Raw genomic sequence first — 23,340 nt, 5'->3', positions numbered from 1 at the left:
TGCGGGCGCAGGTCGAGCGAGTGGCCTTCGGTGGTGATCTTGTACCTTGTCTCTCGGAACCGTCCGGCTGGCAGCGCGCGAGTTCGCGCGCCGCCGCTCGCCGGAGGCACTGATCGACATGGGCGAGCTGGGGTCGGCGCGGATACCGTCGTTCGACCCGGACATCGAGCGCCTGCTCGGCATCGGCCGCTTCCGGGGGCCGGTGTTCGCATGACCAAGGTTCAAGACGCCGTTGCCCGGCTGAAGGCGGCGCTGTCCACGGTCGCCGCGCTGGACGGGCGCGTCTACGACGACCCGGGCGCGACGGCGGGCGGACCCGCGGCCGCGGTGATCTCGCCGCCGTCGGTGGAGTGGGCCGGCTTCTGCGGCGGCGAACCGTCGTCCGCGTCGTTCGTCGTGCACCTGGTCGTCCCCTTCGACCAGTACTCGACCGCGCGGCTGTTCGAACTGGTCGAGCCGGTTGTCAAGTCCATCGCGGACGGCACGCCGTTCGTCGTCTCGTCCGCGTCGCCGGGCCTGCTTCAGCAGGGCGGCACCCAACTCCCGACGTACGCCATCACGGTCGACGTCGGCCTCTAGCAAGGAGAAACGCATGTCGCTTACCGTGCGACGGCTGAAGCTGCTGAAGCTGAAAATCGGCACCGTGCAGGTCGAGTGCCAGCTCGCGAGCTGGAAGCTCGACCCGGGCGTGCAGGACGGCGACTTCATCTACACCTACTGCCCGGACGGCGCGGCGATCGGCGAAACCGACGACCAGCCCACCCTTCAGATCACCACCTACTCGAAATGGGTCGCTGACGGCTTCGAGGACTTCCTGTGGAAGAACCGCGGCACCGAAGCGGAATTCGGGATCGAGCACCACTACGACATCGAGACCGAACACGTGCACTGGACCGGGAAGCTCAAGGTCCAGCCCGCCCCCGTCGGCGGCGACCGCGGCGACAACGAGCAAACCGAAATCACGTTCCAGCTCATCGGCGAACCGCAGTACGGCCGCGGCCCGATCGACCCGCAGAACCCGCCCGACTCGGGCACCCCTGGCGTCTGACCCACTGATCCCCGTGCTGGGGGAAGCCAGGTTCCCCCAGCACGGCCCTGCCTGGAAAGGGAAAACCATGCTCGACTTGCACATCACCGACGACCACGGTTTCGACCGGATCATCACCGTGAAGCCGCGACAGCTGCTCGTGTTCGAACGGCTCACCGGAATCCCGTTCTCCAAAATGGAAGACGACGGCGTGTCGATGGCGCAGCTGTACCAGCTCGCGCACATCGCGATGCGCGTCCACCACTCGGAAACCCCCGCGGAGCTGGCCGAATTCGAGCTGCGCTACGACGTGATGCCGGTCGGCGACGGGGAGACCGATGCCTCGGACCCTGGCCGCGCGGCAGCCTGAGCCGCACGATCATCGAACTTGCTCTGGTGACAGGCATATCACCCGCAGACCTGTCCGACATGGACGGTCGCTCGCTGGCCACGATGGTCCATCTGGTGGAGGAGGACAACCGGCGAAACAGCGTCGGCACCAGGCCGCAGCGCCGCCACTGGGGCGGCGCCGGAGCACAGATGTCAGGCTAGGAGGAGGTCCCGGAGTGGCGAAAACCGCGCTGGTGGTGAAGCTGGAACTGTCCGGCGCACGCGAGGTGCTGGCCGCGTTCCGCGCCCTGTCCAAGGACGCAAGCGACGCGCTGCGGGACCACTCCGGCAAGCTCGCGCAGAAACTCGCCGGTAAAGCCGCGGCCGACGTCGCGGCGCACGGCGGCCCGCAGGGCAAGCTGGTCGCACCCACGACCAGAGTCGTCCGGGACCGGGTTCCCGCGATCCAGATCGGCGGGTCCAGGCGCGTCGGACGCAACCGCACGCCCGCCTACGGAGTCCTGTTCGGCTCGATCTTCGGAATGACCGTGTCGTCGGGCTGGTACCGGAACGCGCGCTACAACGCCTCGACCGGCCGTCAATACCGTGTCCACAGAGGAATCGACGCGTACGCGTTCTTCCCGGTGGTGGAACAGAACCAGGCCACGATTGCGGCCGAGTGGCACGCCGCGGCGAATCAGATCGTCCGCGACTTCAACAGGGGAGCGTAATGGCCAGCGGGGAACGCACCGTCCGCATCAAGTTCGACGGCAGCACCAAGGGACTGGCGAAGGCGGCCGTCGCCGCGCGCACCGAACTGGACCTCATGAAGCGAGAGCTTCAGCGAAACCAGGCCGAGCTGAACCGCGTCGCCGGTGCCGCCGAAGCGTCCAACAACAAGTTCTCCAAGCTGGCGAAGAACATCGAGGACTCCCGCACCCGCTGGCAGCGATTCGGTCTCGCGCTGTCTGCGGTGGGCAGGCTGTTCGCCGAGAACCGCAGAAAGATCGCGTCGATGACCGGTCCGCTCGTCTCCGGGGCGGCGGCGGCCGGGGCGTCGCTGGCGCGCGTGCTGATGCTGCTGTCCGCGTTGTCGTCGGCGCTCGCGCTCGGCAACGCGGCAGGCAGTGCGCTGCACGCGTCGTTCCTGGCCCTGGCGGGCACCATGCCGCTTCTGGCGGCCGGCGGTTTCGCCTTCGCTGGCGTGCTCGGGTCGATAAAGCTCGGCGCGGACGGCGCGAAAAAAGCATTCGAGGCGCTGAAGCCGACGCTGGACACGCTGAAGTCGCAGGTGTCGGACAGCCTGCGAAAGGGCCTGGAACCCGGCATCAAGAACCTGGCAGGTCTGCTGCCGCAACTGGAGACCGGGTTCCGCTCGGTCGCGATGGCGGCCGGGCAGGCGTTCACCCGGCTGACCCTCTACCTCAAGACCGCCCAAGCCACCCGGAACATCCAGGGAATCCTGATCGAGACGTCGTCGGTCGTGAAGAACCTCGGCGCGTTCCTCGCCCCGGTGGCCGCCGCGTTCGTGCAGATCGGCGCCACCGCGATGCCGGTGCTGAAGGAACTGACCGCCGGGCTCGGCGACGTCGGCGAGCGGTTCAAGACCTGGATAGACAGCCTCGCGCAGTCCGGGCAGCTGGAGCAGTTCATCCGCAACGCGCTGGACGGGTTCGCGTCGTTCGGCGCGGTCCTGCGCGACCTCGGCGGCATCATCGGCGGGATCTTCTCCGCGGCACGGCAGGCGGGCTCAGACCTGTCCGGCACGATCGGGCCGCTGCTGAAGAACGTCAACGACTTCGTGCACTCCGCCGACGGACAGACCGCACTGGTCGGACTGTTCCAGGGGCTGGCCACCGTCGGCGCCCAAGTCGGCCAGGTTCTCGGCGCGGTGCTCCGCGGCCTCGCACCCGCGATTCCTCCGCTGGCGAAGGCGTTCGCCGATCTCGCGACGACCTTGTCGAGCGTGCTGGTCCCGGTGATCCAGTTCCTCGCGCCGATCCTCCAGAACGTCGCGACGTTCATCGCGCAGAACACGTCCTGGATCACGCCGCTGGTGGCCGCGCTCGGCATCTGGGCGGCCGCACAGTGGGCGCTGAACATCGCTTTGAACGCGAATCCCATCGGGCTGATCATCCTTGCGATCGGCGCACTGATCGCCATCGTCGCCACGATCATCACCTACTGGACTCCCATCAAAGACTTCTTTCTCGGGATCTTCAACGCCATCAAGGATGCGATCTCTGCGGCGGCGACGTGGATCGGAGACCGATTCTCCGACGTCTGGGATTTCATCAAGGGCGTGTGGTCGGGCGTGACCGGATGGTTTTCGGGCGTGTGGAACGGAATCACCAGCACGCTGGGCCGGACCATCGATATCATGAAGAGCTGGTTCGGCGACGCCTGGAACTGGATCAAGAACGTGTTCCGGAACGTCGGATCGTTCTTCTCCGGAGTCTGGAAAGGCATCACCAACGGGCTGAAGTCGGCACTGAACTGGGCCATCGACCGCATCAACGACGCAACCGGAATCATCTCCCGCGCCTGGACGTGGACGGGCGCACCCGGAATCCCGAAGATCCCGCACCTGGCCAAGGGCGGCACCGCGCAGGCGGGAAAGGTGCATCTGGTCGGCGAGCGCGGCCCCGAGCTTTTCGTGCCCGGCCAGACCGGGCGCGTCGTGTCCAATGCCCAAACCTTCGGCGGGGCAACCGAAGTTACACTAAACCTTGACCTTGGTGAAGGTATCTCTGAGCGAATCCGCTTCGCGATCGACCGCACCACCGGACAGGTCCGGCGCTTGGCCGGAGCGGGAACAGGGAGCATGGCATGACCGCACCAGCCGCCCCCGCGGTGTCCGCGACCTACCTTGACGACCTGTCCCGCGTCCGCGTGTCCTGGACCGGATTCCCGTCCGCTGTGGACAGTGCCCGGGTGGAGCGCTCGACCGACGGCATCCGATGGTCGGTCGTGCGCGGCGGCGACACGGTACCCGTGTCGCGCGGCGGCGGACACGTGGACGACTACGAATTCACTGCCGGTGCCGAGAACACCTACCGGGTGTCCGGAGCGGACGGCGGACCGATCATCGGCGTGGACAACCCTGGCACTGCGGCGACCGCGGACAACGACACGGTGACGCCCGGTCTGCCGGACGACTGGCGCGAAGGGGACCTCCTGCTGTTGTTCGCGGTCGCGCGCAAAACCGGGTTCGCGCCCGCGCTCGTCGTGCCAGCGGGCTGGACGACGCTGACCGACCGCGGCGACTACCTGCTGTGTGCCAAACGAGCGGCCGCCAACGAGACCGCGCCGAGCGTCGCGGTCACCGGCGGGGCATCCGGCGTCGACGTGATCGCACAGGTGATGGCCTACCGCAACGCGGACCTGCCGCAGACCGCGACCAACATCGTGACCGGCAGCGGGCAGGACGTCGCGCTGCCGTCCGTGTCGAACCCGCCTGCGGGTTCGCTGAACCTGTGGGCGGCGAAGAAGGACAGCGAGTGGACGTCGGCGGCGCCGTCCACCGTGTACGGCCCGATCGGGTCGACGTCGTCGGCACTGGGCTCCGGCGTCGCGATGTACTGGGACTACACCGTGATCGGCGCAGCGACGCCGGTCGTGCCGCAGCGGACGCTGACCGTCACCGGCGGCGCGGCTGCCGTCAACGTCGGCATCTCCTACGTGTTCGGCAAGGCCCCGTACGTGCTTCGGCGGACCGCTTCCGTGACGCCGGTGCTGTCCGGCGCATGGATCAAGGTCCCGCAGCGGCCGAGCCTGAACCGGCGGATCGTGGTCAGCGACATCTCCAGCATCACCCGCCCGTCACGGACCGCGACCCACGACGTCATCGGCCGGACCCTGCCGGTTGCGATCAGCGACGTGCAGGGGTCGCGCCGCTTCACCCTCACCGTGATGACCGAATCGCAGCAGCAGGCCGACGACGTCGAGAACAGCCTGCTCTCCGGCCTGCCGATGTTCTTGCAGGCATGCGACCCCGGCGCGGTCATCCCCACGGCGTACGTCGTGGTCGGCGACATCGACCGCAGCAAGCAGGGCCATCGCGGGCGCCGGCGCTTTCTCGCCCTGCCGATGACAGAGGTCGCGGCCCCCACGCCCACGATCTACGGCGGCACCTACACCTATCAGGACGTGCTCGACGGGTACGCCAGCTACGCGGGCGTGCTTGCCGACGTGGTCGACTACTCCGCGCTGGTCGACAAGATCAGCGACGGCGAAATCGTGGTGCCGTGATGCGGCCCGTGTCGGCGACCTTCCTCGCGTCGGTGCGCGGGTCGCACAAGATGATCGCCCGCGCCCGGCTGGTCGCGCCCGGCCAGACCGGCACCGCCCCGGCCGGGCTCGCGATCCCCGGCGGCGACCCGGACGGGCTGCTGCCGGTCAGCGCGGGCGACGTGACCGCCGACATGACCGCCGACGTGCAGTCGACGCTGGCGCTGACCACGCGCTACCCGTGGCCGGGCGACCCGTTCGCCGCGGGAACCCCGTACGGGCAGGAGATCTACGTCGAACGCGGCATCGAGTACGGCACCGGCACCCGCGAATGGGTCGGACTCGGCTACTTCCGGATTGACCGCGTCAAACAGGCGCAAGCGCCCGACGGGCCGATCGAGATCGGCGCGTCCGACCGGATGGCGCAAGTGAAGGACACGCGCAACGTCTCGCCGCAAGTGTTCTCCGCGGGCGGTTCGGTCGGCGCGTGCATCGACACCGTCGTGCAGCAGGCGCTGCCCGCCGCGGTCACCGACTACGGGGACTGGGACGCCTACGGCGCGAAGCTCGCGGCCGCGCACGTGATGGGCGACGACCGGCTCCCGTTCCTCAAAGACCTTCTTGCGGCGTACGGGATGCACGCGTACTTCGACTACCGCGGCGTGTACACCGTCCGTCCGGTCCCGGACGTCACGACGTCCGCTCCGGTGTGGACGGTCAATGCCGGGCGGAACGGCGTGCTGGTCTCCCAGCAGCGCGAGATCTCCCGCGACTCGGTCTACAACGTCGTCGTGGCGCGCGGCGAGCCGGTCGGCGAACTCCCGCCGGTGCAAGGGATCGCCTACGACAACAACCCCGCGTCGCCGACGTACGCGCTCGGCCCGTTCGGCGTGGTCCCCACCTACTACAGCAGCTCGTTCATGACCACGGTCGCACAGTGCGAAGGCGCGGCCCGCGCGCAGCTGGCGAAGGCGACCGGCCTGCCCTACTCGGTGTCGCTCGGCTCGGTCCCGAACCCCGCCTTAGAGGGCTGGGACGTCGTCACCGTCGACAACGGACGCGACCAACCCGAAACCCACGTGCTCGACCGGATCACCTACGGACTCACCCCCGATTCGAGCATGGGCATGGACACCCGCAAGCAATTCCTGGAGGCCCCGTGATCGCCGGAACCGACGGCGCGCTGCTCGCCGCCCTGATCGCCGAGGCAGGCCGCGGCCCGTCCGGCAGCGAAGACCTGTCCAACTACACCGGGCAGATCCTCGCGTGGGACGAGATCTCCGGCACGAACGTGGTGCGGGTCAACGGAACCGACATCCCGAACATGCGCGTCGTCCAAAGCGGGATCGGGCTCAGCTACCGTGCGGGTGAGGTCGTCAACATCACCAGGCGCGGGACGCAATGGTTCGTCAACGGCAAAGTCGGTGCGCCCGGCGCCGGGGCGGGAAACCAGATCGCATCGTCTCGGGTTCCTGAAGGAAGCGGCGACATTCCCGTCGGCGGCGGATTCGCCGAACTTCCGGCTCGGCTGAGCGCATCGGTCTACATCGGATCGTCGCGTCGCTGCCTGGTGATGCACTCGTTCGAGATGGACATCTTCGGCACGGCGGCCAGCGCGTTTTCCACTATCGGCGTGTGGCAGGCGGTCGAGATCAGCGGGGCGTCCAGCGCGCCAGTGGAGACCGCGGTCACCGACGCGTACAAGTTCGAGCCGCTCTACGGCGGCGGAACAGTCATGGCATCCACGCTCGTGACCAAGGAACAGGGACTCAACCCCGGGCTCAACACGTTCACCGCGAAGTACCGCGCCGAGCGCACGGAGGGGCTGAAGGCGCGAGTGAAGAACCGAGTCCTGACCGTCATCCCGTTCTGAGGAAGGAACCCAGAATGCCTTTCAAGACACCGATTTTCGGGTTCCGGTACCCGGCGATCACCGAGGACCCGAACGTCCCCCGCGACATCAAGAACCTGGCCGACGACGTCGAGAACACCGTCGCCGCGCTGCGGTCGGTCGCGCTCGGCATCCGCGGCCGGACGATCTACAACACGACCGGCGCGACCGGCGGCCAGCAGGAAGTGATGGGCGACTCCGTGCCGTTCGAGTTCGACCCGAACCGCTGGTACGAATTCGAGTGGCAGGGCAACATCGTCGCGACGGCCGCGAACCCGTACATGAGCTTCACGTTCCGGGTGGCGAACGGATCGCCGTCGAACACCTCACCGCTGGTTGGAACCCCGTATCTCATCCCGGTGTGGGGATCGGGAAAGTTCCACTACGCGCAGATCACCGCCGTGGCAAAGGGAAGCGAACTCGCGGCGTCCGGTCTGAACGCTGGCCCGGCGCAAGTGCGGATGGGCAACTACATCACCGGCGGCAACGGCGGTGGCACCTGGACCATCCGCGGCGACGCGGACAACCGGCGGCAGATGGTCGTCCGGGACTCGGGAGCGGTCTCGTGAGCAGCGACGGCGTGACCATCACTCTGGACAGGATTTACGAACAAGTGCTTGCGACAAAAGACATCGCGGCGAAGCTCGTGGAAAAGGTCGACGCGATCGAGAAGCGCGACAGTGACCACGAGACCCGGATTCGCGCGTTGGAACGGAAAGTGTGGATGGCACTGGGTGGAGGCACCGCGCTCGGCGGAGCCGCGGGCGCACTCGCAACGGCGATCCTCGGAGGCTGAACCATGATGCTGACCAATCTCGCAGCGGTCGCCCGGTCTGCCGGGCTGCGCGTGGTGGAGCAACCCGGCTGGCGCACCCGCGGACACGGGCAGATGGCCGGCGTGCGTGCGATCGTCTGCCATCACACCGCCGGTGCCCGCACCGGTAACACGCCATCCCTGGGAGTTGTCCAGAACGGACGACCGGACCTCTCCGGACCACTCGCGCACTACCTGCTGGCCCGAGACGGCACGGTGCACGTCGTCGCCGCCGGACTGTGCTGGCACGCCGGAGCCGTGCGCAATCCATCGTGGGGCAACGCCTACAGCGTCGGGATCGAGGCCGAGGCGACCGGCACCGACGCGTGGCCGGAAGCCCAGCTCAACGCCTACGAGCGCTTGTGCAAGGCGCTGTGCGCCGCGTTCGGCCTGCCGGTCTCCGCGGTGCTAGGCCACAAGGAGGTCTGCGCACCGCACGGACGCAAGACCGACCCGAACTTCGACATGGGCGCATTCCGCGCCCGCGTCGCCGCAACGCCCGCAACAGAGGAGGACGACTTGACCCCGCACCAGGCAGCACAGCTAGATCTGCTCGTCGCCGTCGTCGGCAAACGCTACGACGACGCCTCGACCGGAGGAGGGAAGACCGACAACGGCAAATGGGGCTATGACGCTGGCGAAAACACCCGCCGCCTGATCGGCCACGTAAGCACGCTCGGCGCCGCGGTGGACAGACTGAACGCCGCCGTCACCGCCTTGGCGGCGAAGCTGGAGGCGAAGTGAGCGAGCAACCGAAGTCGCGGGTCGGCACCGAGCCGGTGTCGCTCGCCGAGGCCGTGCGCCTGGTCCTCGTCGCCGTCGTGGCCGGCGGGTGGCTCGCCATCCCGGACACGACCATCAACATCATCGTCTCCACTGTCGGCGTGCTCGGCTCGATCCTGTCCACCATCCTCGCCCGCCGCCGTGTCGTGCCGGTCGCCAGACTCGACCGACAGTAGGCCGGACACGATTCCGCCCCGCCGTGCAACCGAGGGGGAAGCGCGGCGGGGCGGAGCTGTGTCCGAGCGGGCTACGGCAACGGCGGGTTGAACGCGTCTGTCCACCGGCCGCCGTCCCACCACTGGGAATGGCCCGGGTACTGCGCTGCCGGGTACCAGCCCGGCTCGGGCGCAGGCGGGGCACCAGCGGACGCCGGTGCAGCTTGCTTGGCCTGGCGGCGCTGGTGCAGGCGATCGCCCAGCGTCCCGGGGGCGTAGCCCGAGCCTTGCGCATCGTTCGCACCTGCCTGGCTTTCGGCCAGGCGCGTCTGCTTCCTCAGCTCGTTGAGCTGCGCCTTCGCAACCCGCTGCTTCTTCGAAGACCCGCGAACCAAGCCGCCGGTGCCCAGCATCAGCGTCTTCCGGATCAATCCCATACGACCCGCGCCCCTTCTGTCCGGATTCCGTCCGTACAGGTTGGTCGTCATCGCATGACTGCGCGTTACACGGCAGGACGGGCCGACGGCGCAAACCCGGCACTACGGCTACTCCGGCTGCGGCTCGGGGGTCCCGTTGCGCCACACGCACGGAGAGGACCCGTCCAGGTAGATTTCGCCGAGATCATTTGATTGCAGGGCTAGCCGGAAGCCGTCGTCACGCCTCTCTGTCCAGAGATATTCTGGGTTATGCTTCTCCGCGAGAATGTGGAAGTTGTTTTGCTGTGACCAGGCTTTGAACTTTTCGAAGTACGATGCAACCGAATTGTTCTTTATGTCGGTCAGCTGATAGCTTCGACCAGCTATCAGCCTTCCCCGCGGTCCGTTGTCGCTGGGGTCATCGCAGGGTTGTTCGGTGTCCCTTCCTTTTGGCTTCAGCGTGGCCGAAAGTGCTGATTTCACTTGCTGGATGTAAGCATCGACCCGCTGGTTCGCTTCTTGGATTGTGATCGTGTTCTTCATTCCGGATCCGCTTTCCTTTCCGCATCCGGTTACTGTGACCAGCAAGGATACGACGACGGCTGTCGCGGCGCGTGTGCGAAGGTTCATGTTCAGTTCGGCTGCTTTCCGGCAATGATCTGGCCCATCGAGGTCAAGGATTGGTTGCCTCGATCCCAGTACTGGCTGTGCGCTTCGCTGCTGTTGCCGTCCAGCCACCATGACCCTTCGGTGCCGGGAGCGGATTGAAACGTTTTCCCGCCGAATTCAGGGTCTGTAGGACTGGGGCCGAGCGGATCGAGCAGTGCGCCGCTCCCGTCGAGCTGGCGTGAAAAGTTCGTAACGTTGATCAGGTCGTGTTCCGCGGTGGTGGAGAAGACGTGGTCGGGCGGAATGTTGAGTTGTGCGGCGTGGTCGACTCCGACTCCGGGGCTGGCGACGAGGACGATGTTGTCGACAGGCAGGTGGGTGCTGCTGGCGGCGTGTCCGACGAGAGTGGTGCCGTAGCTGTGGCCGAGGAGGGTGTTGTTCGACGGGGTGCCCTGATGGCTTGCGCGCAGTCCCTCTTCGAAGCCGGTCAACGCCTGCTTGCCGTTGTCGGCGTAGCTGGTCGAGGCCGCGTTGATCAGCCCGGGAGGCGCGTCGTAGCCCTGCCAGGTGATGACAGACGTGGACGGGGATCCGGCCTTCTCTGCTGCCGCTTCCATGAGATCTGATCGGCCTAGGTCGCCTTCGATTTTGGACAGTTCCGACCCCGTGCCGGGCACATAGGTCGCGACGTTCGCGGCCGTGTCGGGATTGCCCATGGCGACGATGGCGCGCCCCTGCCCGGCGTCGTCGAACTTCAGCAAGAACGCTGGGGACTTGCCTTCGCCTTGGTGGTCCAGTCGCTGCTGGATGGCATCCATGCCCTTGAGCTTTCCGTCCAGCGTCTCGCGTTGCTGTTTGAGGTCGTCGACCTCGCCCATCAGCCGGGGGTCGGTGCCTTCGATCTGGTCCAGCCGGTGCTGGATGGCGTCGCGCTGGCGTTGCAGGTCGGCGTGCCGCTGAGCGAGGACGGCCCGGTTCGCGCGGTCGCGGTCGACTGCGGGCAGTCCGTCCATCGAGCCGATCGCGCCCGGCCGGTCGCGGAACAGGATGCCCTTCCCGGCCGCGGAGAGGGTGGCCCACCAGGCGGCGTTCTGCGACGGGGTCGCGTTCGCGGGCGGTTCGGGCAGTGTCAGCCCGGGATCCTTCAGCCCGTCGGCGGCCGCGGCGGCAACCGTGGATTCATTGCCGGTGCCGAACTGGCCCGCTGCGGCCCGGTCGAGGACGGACGCTAGGTCGCTGTCGATGTCGTCGGCGGTGCGCATGATCTGCGCGAGGTCGTCGGCGAGCTGTTGCCGTGCGTGTGCCCGGTCTTGCGGGTTGATCTCCGGTGGCGGGTTTCCGCCGTAGGCGCAGGTGATCGCGCCGTCGGCGGTGATCGCGTATCCGTACTTGCGGGCCAGTTCGTCGGCGTTCTTGATGGCGGCCTGCACGCCGAGGATCGCGTCGGCGGCCTGCCCGACCGCCTTGCTCAAGGCGGAGGCTCCGGCGACGTAGGTGTCCAGGCCCTGCATGTGGGTCTTGTGCTGGGCGGCCGCGGCGTCGGCGGCCGGGCCGCTCCAGCCCTCGACCGGCAGGAGCTTGCCGTAGTCCTCGCCCTCGTTGACCAGGACCTTCACGCGGGCTTGCAGGTCGGAACAGATCTCGTCCAGCACGCCGGGGTTCCAGGAGCGGACATCAGCCAGCGACACCATCAGCGCGGCCCCCGCATGGTCGGCGGGGCCGGGAACACCCCGGCCGCGGCGTGGTCGCCCTTCTCGTACCGGTCGGCCGCGACCCCCAGATTCTCGCCGAACCGCTGGGCCTGAGAGCACCACTGCGTGAACGTCGTGGACAGCGATTCCCGGCAGTGCTCGGCCGCTGGCGCGGCCTTGCCGCCTCGCACCGCTCCGCCGAGTCGCCCGACCGGCCCGGCGCAGTCGGCCCGGCGCAGCCCGGCAGCCTTCGCCCCGGCCGACCCGCCCGCCGCTCTCAGCGCGGCCGGCACCGTCGCAAACCCCATCAGCCTCCCCTTTCCCCTGTAGCGGTCCAGTCACGCTACGGGACAAACGCAACTTGGATCAATGTGCCCTGCCCGGTACGGGGGGTGTGATCAGGGGAAACGCGCAGAACTCCTCAACCCGGGGGTGAGTAGTTCTACTCATCCCGTCGTGCGCGAGTGGTGGCCCGGCCGCCGCGCAACGTCGGGGGAAGCGCGACGGCCGGGCAGTATGGGTGGGCGGCGGAGGGAGGTACCGCGCTCCTGTCCGCCGCCCCGCGCCCTCCACCGACCGAGGGAAAGGGCGCGCACCCTGCCTCTGCGGCTACGAGACGGCAGGGAGATCAGGTGAGCGGTGACTGCGCGGCCGTCACCGCCGCCCCTGGTGCGACCAGGGCGCGGTGACCTGGTCCCGCTTGTAGTGCCGCCGGACGTAGCGCGCCGCGGCCTGCATCTCCTCCTCGGGGATCGGCTCGCCCGGGCCGCGCGGCGTGCGCATCAGCGCGAGGTCGGCCTCGTCGTCGGGCGTGAGCGGCTGGTCAGCGTCGGACACGGCGGTTGGCACCTCCGTGCGGTCGGAGGACGACGCCATGGCGCTGGAGGATGCGACGGATCGTCCCGTAGGAGGTGCCGTGGTAGGCGGCGATCTTCCGGATGCTCGCTTCCGTGACGAGGTACTGGCGCACGATCACGGCGTGCTTGAGGTCGGTGCGCTTCACGCCCTGACGGATTGGCGGCAGCTGCGCCCCTGCCTGGCGCAGCAGGCGTCCCGTCCACGACAGCGACAGACCGTACTTGTTCGCGATCTCGGTCTGGCTTGCCCCGTTGTTGTACTCGGCGACCATGTCGGCAGCGCGGACCAGCCGGTCTCCGGCCGTGACGACCGGGTGCTGAACGAAGGCCATCACCGGAACCTCCCGTCCGGTCCCAGCGAACCGAGCCCGGTGCAGCCGTGGCACCACTCGGCGTCCACGAACCCGGTCAGGTCGATCTCGCCGCGCTCGTGCCGCTCTGGGTAGGGGTCGTCGGCCGAGCACCAGGGAATCAGCCACCGCACCGACGGATCGGCCAGCTCCCGCTTCCAATAGCGGTGCGCCGTCTTCCGGTTCGCCGCGGTCGGGTCGGCGTGCACCCGCAACGCCAGCTCCGACGTACGCGTCGGTGTCAGGTGGACAGCGATCTCCGCGGCCGCGTCCTCAGCGGACAGTTCGCCGCACAGCACGCCCATCATCGCCTCCGCATCGCCCTGATCACTGGTTATGATGTCTTGGCCATACACGGTGCCATAGGGACCAAAACTGGTCAAGGCAAGTTATCCAGTGCGATACTGGGGGCATGGTGGATCGCAGAAGCGGTGTTCCCGCATTCCGACAGGTCGCGGCAGATCTGCGCGAGAAGATCACCGCGGGCAGTTACTCGCCCGGTGACCAGCTGCCGAGCGAACGCGAAATGGTCGAGACGTACGGCGTGTCCCGGCCGACGATCCGCGACGCCGTCGACATGCTTCGCGCCGAAGGACTCGTCACGAGCGAGCACGGGCGAGGCGTGTTCGTCCGGCCGCCGGCGAGCATCCAGCGCATCGCCCGGTCGCGGCTGTCGCGCGAAGCGAGGACGCAGAACCGCGGCGCGTTCCTCGCCGACGCCGCCACCCGCGGATTCACGCCGTCGTCGTCAGTGAAGATCCGATTCGAGGAGGCTGACGCTCGCGCGGCCCAGCATCTTGCGATCGACGAGGGCGCCGAAGTGACGGTGCGGGACCGGGTGATGCGTGCCGATGGGCTGGTGGTCCAACTCGCGGTGTCGCGCCTCCCTCGCGAGCTGACGCGCGGCACCGCAATCGAGGACGTCGACACCGGGCCCGGCGGTGCCTACGCCCGCCTGGAGGACGCCGGGCATCGGCTCGGGTCGTTCGTCGAACACGTCGGCGCGCGGATGCCGACGCCGGACGAGACATCGCTTCTCCAGTTGGCCGAAGGCGTTCCAGTCGTGACCGTGACGCGCGTTGCGTACGGCGAGGACGGCACACCGCTGGAGATGAACGACATGATCCTCGCGGGCGACCGCTACGAGTTGTCGTACGAATGGCCTGCTGACTGACGTCTCTGAAGAAGAGTGGGGCCCTGGCCGCATTCGCGGCCAGGGCCCCACTCTTCTTCTGTACCCAGCAAAACCCGTTCGTTCGCGACATCATCTCGACCGTGCTCGCCCGTGCCCGGCGCGAGGACGTCGCGCGCAACGTCCGAGGCATGGCCTCCCGGATGGGCCTGCTCAAGACGGCGTAGGCGCTGTAAGTCAGGTGGTCAGCGGGGCGGCGGCAGTTAGGCGCGTCCAGCGCCCCGTTGCTCCAAACGGTGCGACCCGAATAAAATGCCGGTCATGGTGTTCGTTTCCTGACTCGCATACGCCCAGCGCGGGAGCCAGCCGCCTTGCTCGTGGATGGCGAGAATGCTCTTCGCGATGTCGCGGGCCCGGTCGGGTTTCACCAGGGCGAGCAGCTGGTTCTGCGAGCGGTAGGTGTCCCAGAGGGAGAAGAAGTCGTAGTACGTCCAGCCGACCGCGCGGTGGATCTTCTTGTCGAATCCGTAGTACCGGCCGTCGGCGTCGTTCGCGGTCAGCGGCTGCAGGAAGGCGTGGTAGAGCGAGGTGTAGAAAACCGTGCGGTCGTCCGGGGTGCCGCCGGTGATGTCCACACTGGACAGTTCACGTCGCCAGGCGCGCTGGACGTCGTTTTTCACGGCATCGAACGGAAGGACGCGCGAGGCGGCGAGGTTCGTGTCCGCGCCGCGAGCGTCCACTTGGGAAAGCGACGTGGTGGCAGTGACTTGGCCGCCCTTCGGGAAGGTCAGCCACGCGCCGCGCAGGCCCGCGCCGCCTTGTGCCGAGCGGCTGCCGGGCGTGCCGCCGTCCGGCGACCAGGTGCCGTAGGACGAGAACGGCTGGTCGAATTTCGTGGTGAAGTAAGTGGTGTACGGCTTGCCGCCGCAGAAGGCCTGTGATTCGACGGTGCCCGCGATGGTGTGGTCGTCGACGATCCGGACGCTGCTTCCGCTGACCGGCTCCTTCGCGTTGGCCTGCCCGACGTTCACGAAAACGTTGGCCGGACCGGGTTTCGCGAACGAGTACCGTTCGACGCCGCTGCGCGTGCTCGCGGTGGTTTCGACGTCGATGCCGCCGTAGCCGGTGAGATGCACCTTGTAGTAGCCAGGTTTGCCGACTTCGCCTTCGTGCGTGTACGGCGCGGCATACTTGGCTTGGTCGAAGGTCGCGGGCTTGCTGGTGTCGAACGCCGCACCCGGGCCGACGTCACCGGTCGTGGGGAGCATGGACACCAGGCCGCCCTGTTCCCAGCAGCCCGCGCCGGACAGGAAGAAATGGCCGAAGCCGCGGATCGCGGTGTCGGTGTAGAGGTATCCCGCGTAGTGCGTGGTGATCGGACTGGACTGGACCATGCCGAACGGCGCGGACGCACCGGGGAACGTGTTGCCCTCGTCCTGCGTGCCGATGAACGTGTTGACCGCGTCCAGCGCATCGGCCGGACGTGCTTGCGCCGCCACGGGCGTCAGCGCCGCGGCGGCCACCGCGAGCGCCATCGCGCCCGTCAAAACTCTGCTCCTCATGGGACTCCTCTGGGAAAAGTCCGTGAAGGGCTCCTTGCGGGAATCAGATTCCCGCAAGGAGCCCTTCACGGAACGAGTGGGTCAGCCCGCGGCGATCGCGAAGACGTGCAGGTCTCCGCCGCTGACGCCGCTCGGCAGCGTCACGCTCGCGACGGTTTTGCCCGCGTCCAGCGTGATCGGCGCGGTGGCGAACACCATCGTGCGGATCTGCTGCGGGTCGCCGCCCGCGGAGTTGCGGTACGGGGTGGACAGGACGATCCGGTTGCCGAACGCCGGCTGCGCTCCGCCGCCGCCGAGGGTCCAGTCAGAGAACCCGATGGTGGCAGTGGATGTGCTGCCGTCGGTGTAAGTGACAGTGAGCGTGCCCTGCGCGTTGCCGTTGCTGGCGGAGCCGAGCAGTGCGAGCCGTCCCGAGCCGGACAGGTTGATCGTCTGGCCCGCGGCCACGACGTTGTCCGGGTCGCCCACCGGGTACGACGGCCAGGTGAAGTTCAGCCCGTCGCTCGACACCGTGCTGCCCGGCTTGGCTCCGGCAGCGGCCAGCGCGTCCGCGGAGTAGCTCCAGCCGCCGCCGTCGAAGTTCCCCGCCGCCGGGTTCGAGTCCGGCGACAGACCGGTGTTGTCCACTGTGGCCAGCCAGCTGTTCGGCTTCGCGACCAGGACAGTCAGCACCGCCTGCACGTCCGCGAGCCCCGGCGAGGAGAAGGTGACCGGGATCCGGCGCGGACCGTCGGAGGTGCCCGCCGGAACGCTCACCGTCACCTGGGCACGACCCTTGCCCGCCGCCGGGACCTGGACGGAACCGGTCGCGGGCGTCAGCGTGATGCCGTCCGCGCTCCCCGCGGAGTAGGTCCAGGTCCTCGCGGTGCCGGACAGATCCTGCACGCCCACCGACGCGGTCGAGGTCGTGCCAGCGGGCACCACCGCGCGTGCCGGGTCCACAAAGGACAGGCTCGGCTTCTCCTGCTCGCGGAACGACGGCGGCGCGTCGGCCGGAGCGGAACCCCACGCGGTCGCGGTCGCCGACCGGGTGAAGTCCAGCTTGCCGCCCTGCGAAAGCAGGCCTTCCGGCAGCCACGCCTTGCTGGCCGCACTGCCGTTCACGTTCAGGCTGCTGGTGTATTCACCGGTGCCGGGAGCGTTGACGGTGATCTTCTTGCCCGCTCCGGTGGTCACCTCGGCGTGCGCGAAGCGCGGCGTGGTCAGCACGGTTTCGGCGCGGCCCGGGATCTCCGGATAGACGCCGAGCGCGGACCAGACGTACCAGGACGACATCTGCCCGAGGTCGTCGTTGCCGATCAGGCCTTCCGGACGCGGGTTGTACAGCTCGTCCATCGCCCGGCGCACGATGTTCTGCGTCTTCGCCGGGGCACCGGCGAACGAGTACACGTACGGCGCGTTCGAGTTCGGCTCGTTGCCCAGGAACGCATACGGCTCATGGGGTCCGGCGTTCAGCTTCGTGAAGAATGTGTCCAAACGCGACTGCGTAGCGGTGTTGCCGCCGAAGGCGGTCACGAGACCGGCGAGGTCGTACGGAACCATCCAGTCGTACTGCGCGCCGTTGCCCTCGACCCAGCCCTGCGAGCTGGACGGATCGTAGTTCGCGGAGAACGAGCCGTCCGCGTTGCGCGGCTGCAGGTGTCCGCTGCCCGGGTTGTAGAGGTTCTGCCAGTACTGCGCCCGCTTCATGAACGTCGTGTACGTGGCGCTGTCGCCGAGGCGCTTCGCGAACTGCGCGATGGCGAAGTCCGCGCTCGTGTATTCCAGGGTGTCCGCCGCCGCGCCGGGCACGTAGCCGAGGCGCTGGTAGTCCTGCAGACCTGGCCGTTCGACGTAACCCTGCGTCGGCTGCGTAGCGCCCTTGATCATGAGCAGCAACGCTTTCTGCGCGTCGAAGTCACGCGCGCCGAACGCGTAGGCGCTGGAAACGATGATGTGGTACGGATCCCCGTTCATCACGCCGGTGTAGTCGTTCGCCACGGTCCAGCGGTCCCACGAACCGCCCTGTTCGGCGAAGGCCATCATCGAGCGCACGAGGTCCGAGGTCTGCTTCGGAGCGATCGTGGCCAGCAGAGGGACCTCGGAACGGTAGATGTCCCAGCCGGAGATGTTGGTGTACATCGCGTGGCCGCGTTCGGCCTGGTGGATCCGGCCGTCGAAGCCTGGATAGCGACCGTCCGCATCGGAGAAGACGTTCGGCTGGATCAGCGAGTGGTACAGTGAGGTGTAGAACGTCGTGGTGTCGGCGTCGCTGCCGCCGCTGACCTGGATCTTGCCGAGCTGGTCGTTCCACGCCTGCCGCGCGGAAGCGGCCACCGCGTCGAACGGCTTCGTTCCGTTGTTCTCCGCCTTCAGGTTCGCCTTCGCCCCGTCGACGGACACAAAGGACAGTCCGACCTGGACGTTGACCTGTGCGCCGTTGAGGTTCGGGAACGTCACATACCCGCCGCTGCCCGGGCCGCTGACGGTCGTATCCTGCGGTTTCGCCGCCGCCGGGCGCGCCAGGGAAGCACCGATGCCGTTGGGCTGCGCGACCTTCGCCTTGGCACCGCCGGTCTCCGCGGTCTTGCCCGGCGTGACCGCGCCGTTCTTCCACGTCCCGACGGACTCGAACGGAGTGTCGAACTTCGCCGAGAAGTAGACCCGGTACGAGTCCTTCGCGCCGCAGAACCGGCCGCTGGTCGCCCAGCCGCTGATGGTGTCCTTGCCGATGGTGATCGACGCGTCGTCGGTGCCGTTGACCGAGCCGGAAGTGTTGACCAGCAACGTGGACGCCGCGCCCGCCGGGTAGGTGAACCGTCCGGAACCGGTGCGCTGCGTCGCGGTCAGCTCGACCTTCGCGCCGTTGTCGAGGGCGACGTCGTACGCGCCGGCGGTCGCGTGCTCGTTCTTGTGGTCGAAGGTCGAGGTGTAGTGGCCCGGATCGGTCGCGGGCGACGTGCTGATCTCGCCGACGTACGGCATGAACGGCAGGTCCTGATACGTGGTGCAGCCCGCGCCGGAAAGGTGCGTGAGGCTGAACCCGGTGATCGTGTTGTCGTCGTAGAAATACCCGCCCGGCTGGGATTTCTTCGTGTCCGGGCTCCACTGCACCATCCCGAACGGCACCACCGCGCCGGGGAAGGTGTTGCCCGCGCCGCCGCCGGTTCCGTGGTCGGCGCCGCCGGGCCGGGTGCCGACGAACGGGTTCACCCACTTCGCCAGGTCAGCGGGTTTCGCGGCGCTCGCCGCGGGATCGGCCAGTGCGGGGGCGGCGGGGGCCAGGGACGCCCCTGTCGCCACGACCGCCGAGGTCAGGAAGATCAGTCCGGCTCTCCAGCGCGCTCGCGCCATCGCCATCGCCTCTCCAGTTGTCCGGCGCGAACCCGCCGTCACCGGCCTTCGAGGCATCGATGACAACCTTGTCGCGCACCGTCGATGCGGGCCACCTTGGGCAATGACTCACCGGATCGTCAAGACCGCGGTGAGAGCCTGTCCGATTCGAGACAACGATGTCCACCATCCGCACCAGCGGATTCGTCGAAGCGGGCAGCGCGGATCGGCGGGCATTGACAGCGCACCGGCGGATGGTGTCCAATCCCCCGCATTATGACAACGTTGTCTCACTCGGGCCGGGACGCGGACGGGCTTCCCCGCCCCGCCAGCAGGCGGGCCACGATGAGCGATGTGGCCCGGCTGGCCGGCGTCAGCATCAAAACGGTGTCGCGGGTCGTCAACGACGAGCCCGCGGTGCATCCGGACACCGCCGAACGCGTGGTGGCCGCGATCGAACAGCTGGGGTTCCGCCGCAACCTCGGCGCCCGCAACCTGCGCCGCGGCTCGACCACCGGCACCATCGGCCTGGTCGTCGAGGACGTCGGCAACCCCTTCTACTCCGAGCTGAACCGCGCGGTGGAACGGATCGCGACGTCCTTCGGCAGGCACGTGCTGACCGGGTCGTCCGGCGAGAATTCCGACCGCGAACGCGAGCTGTCGCTGGAATTCTGCGCGCGGCGCGTGGACGGGCTGCTGATCGTGCCCGCCGGGCTGCAGCACGGCTATCTGGTGCCGGAGATGCGCGCGGGCACGCCGGTGGTGTTCCTCGACCGCCCGGCCGGCGACATCGTGGCCGACACCGTGCTCGTGGACAACCTCGGCGGCACCATCGAGGCGGTCAGCCACCTGGTGCGGCACGGCCACCGCCGGATCGCGTTCCTCGGCGACAGCCCGGACATCTTCACCGCCGCCGAACGCCTCCGCGGGTTCCGGGAAGGCTGTGTGCGCAACGGGATCTCCTACGACGAGAGCCTCGTGGCGATGCAGACGCCGACGCCGGAAACCGTGGGCCAGGCCGTGCGCAAGCTGATCGGCGGGCCGAATCCGGCCACCGCCGTGATCGCGGGCAACAACCGGGTCGCGGTGCACCTGCTGCGCGCGCTCGCGCACGCCGAGCACCGGCCCGCGCTGGTGAGCTTCGACGATTTCGAACTGGCGGACCTGCTCGACCCGCCGGTCACCGTGATCGCCCACGACGTCAGCGCCCTCGGGCACGCAGCGGCCGAGCTGCTGTTCGCCCGCATCCAAGGCGATCAATCCGCCCCGAGAAAGGTAGTTCTGCCTGTGCACCTCGTCGCCCGCGGTTCCGGTGAGGCCGCCCCGTGACCAAGCACCTCGAACCGGTCGCGCTCCCGGCCAACCAGCCGCCGCAGTTCTACCGGGGCGGCGACGCGATCGCCGCCCTGCGCGGGGCCAGCGGCACCGACTCGAAGTTCGGGCCGGAGGACTGGGTCGGTTCCGTCACCACCATGTTCGGCCAGGAAACGAACGGTCTCACCAAGCTGCCCAGCGGGATCTGGCTGCGCGACGCGGTCCGCGCGGACGCCGAGGCGTGGCTGGGCGCGGCGCACGTCGCGAAGCTCGGCGACTCGACCGGCCTGCTGGTCAAGCTGCTCGACGCCGGACAGCGGCTTCCGGTGCACTTCCACCCGTCGGATTCCTTTGCCCGCAAGCACTTCGACTCGCACTTCGGCAAGACCGAGGCGTGGATCGTGGTCGGCACCTACGGCGACGACCCGCGCGTGTACCCGGGTTTCCGGGAGACGCTGAGCAAGGAAACCGTCGCCGAGTGGACTCGCGAACAGGACGCACCGAGCATGCTGGGGGCGCTCAACAGCATCCCGGTGCGGGCCGGGGACACGGTCTACATCCCAGCCGGGCTGCCGCACGCGATCGGCGAGGGCGTGTTCGTGGTCGAGCTTCAGCAGCCGACGGACTTCTCGCTGACTCTGGAGTGGCGTGATTTCCTTGCCTCGCCGGAAAAGGGCCATCTCGGGATCGGCTTCGACACCGCGCTCGAAACGCTCGACACGTCGGGCTGGGACGACGACCGGCTCAAGACGATCGTGAAGCACACCTCCGGCGACGAAGCGACCACAGTGGACTTGCTCGCGCCGGACTCGGCGGAGTTCTTCCGCGCCGACCGGATTCAGCTGTCCGGCAACGCCTTCTCCCTCGAACCGTCGTTCAGCGTGCTCGTCGCGCTCGACGGCGAGGGCACCCTGCGCACCGAGCACGGCGGCGAGTTCCCGGTGGCCAAGGGCGACACCTACGCGGTGCCGTTCTCCGCGGGCCAGACGGAACTGTCCGGCTCGCTCACCGTGGTCCGGTGCCGTCCGCCTTCCCCGGAAAGGAGCCATGCCGGATGAGCGAAATCCTGCTCGACGCGGTGGACCTGACCAAGCACTACGGTTCGGTGGAAGCCTTGCGCGGCGCGTCTTTCCAGGCGCGCGCGGGCGAGGTCACGGCGTTGATCGGCGACAACGGCGCGGGCAAGTCGACGCTGGTCAAATGCCTGTCCGGGGCCGAACAGCCGACGTCGGGCCGGATCCTGCTCGACGGCACGGAAGTCCACCTGGACTCGCCGGTGGCCGCGCGGCGTCTCGGCATCGAGACCGTGTACCAGGACCTCGCGGTCGCGCCGGACCTCGATCCGGCGGCGAACCTGTTCCTCGGCCGGGAAATCCCGCGCAAGGGCCTGCTGGGCAAGCTCGGCATGCTCGACAAAGCGGAGATGCGGCGGCAGGCGGTCACCGAGTTCGAGAAGCTCGGCGTCACGCTGCAGAGCACCGAAGTGTCGATCGGCTCGTTGTCCGGCGGGCAACGGCAAAGCGTCGCGGTGGCCCGGTCGGTGGCGTGGGCGTCGAAGGTCGTGTTCATGGACGAGCCGACCGCGGCGCTGGGCGTGCGGCAGCGCGGACGCGTGCTGGACGTGATCAAGAAAGTGCGGGACAAGGGCATCGCGGTGGTGCTGATCAGCCACAACATGCCCGAGGTGCTGTCGGTGTCTGACCGGATCGAGGTGCTGCTGCAGGGCAAGCGCGTCGCCCGGTTCGCCGGTGCGGACACGAAACTCGAGGATCTGGTCGCCGCCATGACCGGTGCCCTCGTCCAGGAGGAGGCGGCCTGATGAGTGCTCCGGCGAAGGACATCCAGACCACTGTGGACGGCGAGTTCGCCAAGCCTCCGCTGGGGAAACGGCTCGTCGGGGCCAACACATTCTGGATCGCGCTGGTGCTGATCGCGCTGATCGCGGTGTTCACCGCCATCGCACCGGCCGAGTTCGCGACCCTGTTCACCTTCCAGACGCTGCTGATCGAAACGTCCGTGCTGCTGGTGCTTTCGGTCGGCATGACGTTCGTGATCATCACCTCCGGCATCGACCTGTCCGTCGGATCGGTGCTGATCTTCGCCGGCATGGTCGCGGGCAAGACCATGGAAGCGCTCAGCGGCGGCGACGCCTCGCACGCCGGCTGGGGCGTGATCACCGCCGGGCTGGTCGCGGCGGTGCTCGCGGGAGCGGTCTGGGGCCTGATCAACGGGTTCCTCATCGCGGTGGCGGGCATCCCGCCGCTGATCGTCACGCTCGGCACCATGGGCGCCGCGCTCGGCGTGTCGCTCCTGCTCAACGGCGGGTCGGACGTGCGCAGCGTGCCGACCGAACTGAACAAGGTCCTCGGTTACGGCACGTCGTTCGGCGGGATCCCGAACCTCGTGCTGGTGGCCGTGGTGATCACGCTGATCGGCGCGTGGCTGCTGCACACCACGCGGTTCGGCCGCTACACGTTCGCTGTCGGCTCGAACGCCGAAGCGGCGCGACGGTCGGGCATCGGCGTGACCGCGCACCTGCTGAAGGTGTACCTGCTCACCGGTTTCCTCGCCGGGATCGCGGGTTTCATGTCGCTCGCCTACTACGCGTCGACCACGATCTCGGCACACACCACCGACAATCTCAATGCCATCTCCGCGACGGTGATGGGCGGCACCAGCCTCTTCGGCGGCGTCGGCTCGATGCTCGGCACGGTGATCGGGGTGTTCATCCCGGCGGTGCTGAACAAGGGCTTCAACATCACGCACGTGCAGGACTTCTGGCAGATGATCGCGGTCGGCGCGGTCCTGATCGCGGCGGTGTGGTTCGACCAGCGCCGCCGTCGCAAGCGCAACTCCCGCTGAATCGG

The 23,340-nt window shown here is 68.2% G+C and carries 26 protein-coding genes and 1 pseudogene; 18 read left to right on the top strand and 9 right to left on the bottom strand.

Going from position 1 to position 23,340, the window contains the following annotated elements; genetic code table 11:
- Positions 1 to 46: 46 nt before the first annotated feature.
- From H5411_RS14160 to H5411_RS14100, 13 genes are all read left to right on the top strand, one after another.
- Complete coding sequence (locus tag H5411_RS14160; protein ID WP_183124034.1) at positions 47 to 214, top strand: hypothetical protein; 168 nt, start codon at positions 47 to 49, stop codon at positions 212 to 214.
- Positions 211 to 579, top strand: coding sequence for a hypothetical protein (locus H5411_RS14155; RefSeq protein WP_183124033.1), 369 nt, complete (start codon positions 211 to 213; stop codon positions 577 to 579). The genes H5411_RS14160 and H5411_RS14155 overlap by 4 nt, the downstream gene beginning before the upstream one ends.
- Positions 580 to 592: 13 nt before the next feature.
- Entirely contained in the window at positions 593 to 1,048 is a 456-nt protein-coding gene (locus H5411_RS14150) for a hypothetical protein (RefSeq protein ID WP_183124032.1), read from the top strand.
- Between the two features lie 67 nt (positions 1,049 to 1,115).
- Positions 1,116 to 1,397, top strand: a complete 282-nt coding sequence (locus tag H5411_RS14145; protein ID WP_183124031.1) for a hypothetical protein — start codon at positions 1,116 to 1,118, stop codon at positions 1,395 to 1,397.
- A 196-nt stretch (positions 1,398 to 1,593) separates the two neighbouring features.
- Entirely contained in the window at positions 1,594 to 2,088 is a 495-nt protein-coding gene (locus tag H5411_RS14140; protein WP_183124030.1) for a hypothetical protein, read from the top strand.
- Positions 2,088 to 4,190: a phage tail family protein gene (locus tag H5411_RS14135; protein ID WP_183124029.1), complete on the top strand. Its 2,103-nt coding sequence runs from the start codon at positions 2,088 to 2,090 to the stop codon at positions 4,188 to 4,190. The genes H5411_RS14140 and H5411_RS14135 overlap by 1 nt, the downstream gene beginning before the upstream one ends.
- On the top strand, positions 4,187 to 5,608 hold the full coding sequence (locus H5411_RS14130) for a hypothetical protein (protein ID WP_183124028.1): 1,422 nt from the start codon (positions 4,187 to 4,189) through the stop codon (positions 5,606 to 5,608). The genes H5411_RS14135 and H5411_RS14130 overlap by 4 nt, the downstream gene beginning before the upstream one ends.
- Positions 5,608 to 6,750: a DUF5047 domain-containing protein gene (locus H5411_RS14125; protein ID WP_246368965.1), complete on the top strand. Its 1,143-nt coding sequence runs from the start codon at positions 5,608 to 5,610 to the stop codon at positions 6,748 to 6,750. Before H5411_RS14130 ends, H5411_RS14125 begins: the two co-directional genes overlap by 1 nt.
- Complete coding sequence (locus H5411_RS14120) at positions 6,747 to 7,460, top strand: hypothetical protein (protein ID WP_183124026.1); 714 nt, start codon at positions 6,747 to 6,749, stop codon at positions 7,458 to 7,460. Before H5411_RS14125 ends, H5411_RS14120 begins: the two co-directional genes overlap by 4 nt.
- 14 nt (positions 7,461 to 7,474) lie before the next feature.
- Positions 7,475 to 8,047, top strand: coding sequence for a hypothetical protein (locus H5411_RS14115; protein WP_183124025.1), 573 nt, complete (start codon positions 7,475 to 7,477; stop codon positions 8,045 to 8,047).
- Positions 8,044 to 8,274, top strand: a complete 231-nt coding sequence (locus H5411_RS14110) for a hypothetical protein (RefSeq protein ID WP_183124024.1) — start codon at positions 8,044 to 8,046, stop codon at positions 8,272 to 8,274. Before H5411_RS14115 ends, H5411_RS14110 begins: the two co-directional genes overlap by 4 nt.
- A 3-nt stretch (positions 8,275 to 8,277) precedes the next feature.
- Positions 8,278 to 9,036, top strand: a complete 759-nt coding sequence (locus tag H5411_RS14105) for an N-acetylmuramoyl-L-alanine amidase (RefSeq protein WP_183124023.1) — start codon at positions 8,278 to 8,280, stop codon at positions 9,034 to 9,036.
- On the top strand, positions 9,033 to 9,251 hold the full coding sequence (locus tag H5411_RS14100) for a hypothetical protein (RefSeq protein WP_183124022.1): 219 nt from the start codon (positions 9,033 to 9,035) through the stop codon (positions 9,249 to 9,251). Before H5411_RS14105 ends, H5411_RS14100 begins: the two co-directional genes overlap by 4 nt.
- A 71-nt stretch (positions 9,252 to 9,322) precedes the next feature.
- Here the strand turns inward: H5411_RS14100 and H5411_RS14095 are convergent, their stop codons facing one another.
- From H5411_RS14095 to H5411_RS14065, 7 genes are all read right to left on the bottom strand, one after another.
- Entirely contained in the window at positions 9,323 to 9,718 is a 396-nt protein-coding gene (locus H5411_RS14095) for a DUF2510 domain-containing protein (RefSeq protein WP_246368959.1), read from the bottom strand.
- A 57-nt stretch (positions 9,719 to 9,775) separates the two neighbouring features.
- Positions 9,776 to 10,189: a hypothetical protein gene (locus H5411_RS14090; protein ID WP_246368958.1), complete on the bottom strand. Its 414-nt coding sequence runs from the start codon at positions 10,187 to 10,189 to the stop codon at positions 9,776 to 9,778.
- An 89-nt stretch (positions 10,190 to 10,278) separates the two neighbouring features.
- Positions 10,279 to 11,946: an alpha/beta hydrolase gene (locus H5411_RS14085; RefSeq protein ID WP_183124021.1), complete on the bottom strand. Its 1,668-nt coding sequence runs from the start codon at positions 11,944 to 11,946 to the stop codon at positions 10,279 to 10,281.
- The gene (locus H5411_RS14080) at positions 11,946 to 12,254 is read right to left on the bottom strand and encodes a type VII secretion target (RefSeq protein ID WP_183124020.1); all 309 of its coding nucleotides are present in this window, start codon (positions 12,252 to 12,254) and stop codon (positions 11,946 to 11,948) included. The genes H5411_RS14085 and H5411_RS14080 overlap by 1 nt, the downstream gene beginning before the upstream one ends.
- Positions 12,255 to 12,600: 346 nt before the next feature.
- Entirely contained in the window at positions 12,601 to 12,783 is a 183-nt protein-coding gene (locus H5411_RS14075) for a hypothetical protein (RefSeq protein ID WP_183124019.1), read from the bottom strand.
- Positions 12,770 to 13,135 carry a transposase family protein gene (locus tag H5411_RS14070; RefSeq protein WP_246368957.1) on the bottom strand — a complete coding sequence of 122 codons (366 nt, stop codon included), beginning with the start codon at positions 13,133 to 13,135 and terminating at the stop codon, positions 12,770 to 12,772. The genes H5411_RS14075 and H5411_RS14070 overlap by 14 nt, the downstream gene beginning before the upstream one ends.
- Complete coding sequence (locus H5411_RS14065) at positions 13,135 to 13,461, bottom strand: hypothetical protein (RefSeq protein ID WP_183124018.1); 327 nt, start codon at positions 13,459 to 13,461, stop codon at positions 13,135 to 13,137. Before H5411_RS14065 ends, H5411_RS14070 begins: the two co-directional genes overlap by 1 nt.
- A 104-nt stretch (positions 13,462 to 13,565) precedes the next feature.
- Here H5411_RS14065 and H5411_RS14060 point away from each other — a divergent pair, with 104 nt between their 5' ends.
- Complete coding sequence (locus tag H5411_RS14060; RefSeq protein ID WP_183124017.1) at positions 13,566 to 14,327, top strand: GntR family transcriptional regulator; 762 nt, start codon at positions 13,566 to 13,568, stop codon at positions 14,325 to 14,327.
- A 272-nt stretch (positions 14,328 to 14,599) separates the two neighbouring features.
- Here the strand turns inward: H5411_RS14060 and H5411_RS14055 are convergent.
- Positions 14,600 to 15,847 (bottom strand): annotated as a pseudogene (locus tag H5411_RS14055) (GH92 family glycosyl hydrolase); the annotation flags it as partial.
- Positions 15,848 to 15,928: 81 nt separating this feature from the next.
- The gene (locus H5411_RS14050; RefSeq protein WP_183124016.1) at positions 15,929 to 19,186 is read right to left on the bottom strand and encodes a GH92 family glycosyl hydrolase; all 3,258 of its coding nucleotides are present in this window, start codon (positions 19,184 to 19,186) and stop codon (positions 15,929 to 15,931) included.
- 318 nt (positions 19,187 to 19,504) lie between these two features.
- Between H5411_RS14050 and H5411_RS14045 the strand changes: the two genes are divergently transcribed.
- From H5411_RS14045 to H5411_RS14030, 4 genes are read left to right on the top strand one after another with little or no spacing between them, the layout of a single operon-like run.
- Positions 19,505 to 20,488, top strand: coding sequence for a LacI family DNA-binding transcriptional regulator (locus H5411_RS14045; protein ID WP_101435374.1), 984 nt, complete (start codon positions 19,505 to 19,507; stop codon positions 20,486 to 20,488).
- A complete protein-coding gene (locus tag H5411_RS14040; RefSeq protein WP_101435375.1) occupies positions 20,485 to 21,531 on the top strand; it encodes a class I mannose-6-phosphate isomerase in 1,047 nt (348 codons plus the stop codon). Before H5411_RS14045 ends, H5411_RS14040 begins: the two co-directional genes overlap by 4 nt.
- Positions 21,528 to 22,292 (top strand): ATP-binding cassette domain-containing protein, encoded by a 765-nt coding sequence (locus H5411_RS14035; protein WP_101435376.1) that lies wholly within the window; start codon positions 21,528 to 21,530, stop codon positions 22,290 to 22,292. The genes H5411_RS14040 and H5411_RS14035 overlap by 4 nt, the downstream gene beginning before the upstream one ends.
- Positions 22,292 to 23,335, top strand: coding sequence for an ABC transporter permease (locus H5411_RS14030; protein WP_101435377.1), 1,044 nt, complete (start codon positions 22,292 to 22,294; stop codon positions 23,333 to 23,335). The genes H5411_RS14035 and H5411_RS14030 overlap by 1 nt, the downstream gene beginning before the upstream one ends.
- Positions 23,336 to 23,340: the final 5 nt, after the last annotated feature.

The organism is Amycolatopsis echigonensis (assembly GCF_014174495.1).
GTDB classification, from domain to species: Bacteria; Actinomycetota; Actinomycetes; order Mycobacteriales; family Pseudonocardiaceae; genus Amycolatopsis; species Amycolatopsis echigonensis.
The sequence above is the reverse complement of the archived record's forward strand: the minus strand, read 5'-3'. Positions and strand labels throughout refer to the sequence as shown.

Bases quoted from the DNA above. Each gene is read 5' to 3' on its own strand.
- H5411_RS14155 (WP_183124033.1), top strand. From the start codon at position 211: ATGACCAAGGTTCAAGACGCCGTTGCCCGGCTGAAGGCGGCGCTGTCC.
- H5411_RS14150 (WP_183124032.1), top strand. From the start codon at position 593: ATGTCGCTTACCGTGCGACGGCTGAAGCTGCTGAAGCTGAAAATCGGC.
- H5411_RS14145 (WP_183124031.1), top strand. From the start codon at position 1,116: ATGCTCGACTTGCACATCACCGACGACCACGGTTTCGACCGGATCATC.
- H5411_RS14135 (WP_183124029.1), top strand. From the start codon at position 2,088: ATGGCCAGCGGGGAACGCACCGTCCGCATCAAGTTCGACGGCAGCACC.
- H5411_RS14130 (WP_183124028.1), top strand. From the start codon at position 4,187: ATGACCGCACCAGCCGCCCCCGCGGTGTCCGCGACCTACCTTGACGAC.
- H5411_RS14125 (WP_246368965.1), top strand. From the start codon at position 5,608: ATGCGGCCCGTGTCGGCGACCTTCCTCGCGTCGGTGCGCGGGTCGCAC.
- H5411_RS14115 (WP_183124025.1), top strand. From the start codon at position 7,475: ATGCCTTTCAAGACACCGATTTTCGGGTTCCGGTACCCGGCGATCACC.
- H5411_RS14105 (WP_183124023.1), top strand. From the start codon at position 8,278: ATGATGCTGACCAATCTCGCAGCGGTCGCCCGGTCTGCCGGGCTGCGC.
- H5411_RS14095 (WP_246368959.1), bottom strand. From the start codon at position 9,718: ATGACGACCAACCTGTACGGACGGAATCCGGACAGAAGGGGCGCGGGT.
- H5411_RS14090 (WP_246368958.1), bottom strand. From the start codon at position 10,189: ATGAAGAACACGATCACAATCCAAGAAGCGAACCAGCGGGTCGATGCT.
- H5411_RS14085 (WP_183124021.1), bottom strand. From the start codon at position 11,946: ATGGTGTCGCTGGCTGATGTCCGCTCCTGGAACCCCGGCGTGCTGGAC.
- H5411_RS14080 (WP_183124020.1), bottom strand. From the start codon at position 12,254: ATGGGGTTTGCGACGGTGCCGGCCGCGCTGAGAGCGGCGGGCGGGTCG.
- H5411_RS14070 (WP_246368957.1), bottom strand. From the start codon at position 13,135: ATGGCCTTCGTTCAGCACCCGGTCGTCACGGCCGGAGACCGGCTGGTC.
- H5411_RS14065 (WP_183124018.1), bottom strand. From the start codon at position 13,461: ATGATGGGCGTGCTGTGCGGCGAACTGTCCGCTGAGGACGCGGCCGCG.
- H5411_RS14060 (WP_183124017.1), top strand. From the start codon at position 13,566: ATGGTGGATCGCAGAAGCGGTGTTCCCGCATTCCGACAGGTCGCGGCA.
- H5411_RS14050 (WP_183124016.1), bottom strand. From the start codon at position 19,186: ATGGCGATGGCGCGAGCGCGCTGGAGAGCCGGACTGATCTTCCTGACC.
- H5411_RS14045 (WP_101435374.1), top strand. From the start codon at position 19,505: ATGAGCGATGTGGCCCGGCTGGCCGGCGTCAGCATCAAAACGGTGTCG.
- H5411_RS14035 (WP_101435376.1), top strand. From the start codon at position 21,528: ATGAGCGAAATCCTGCTCGACGCGGTGGACCTGACCAAGCACTACGGT.
- H5411_RS14030 (WP_101435377.1), top strand. From the start codon at position 22,292: ATGAGTGCTCCGGCGAAGGACATCCAGACCACTGTGGACGGCGAGTTC.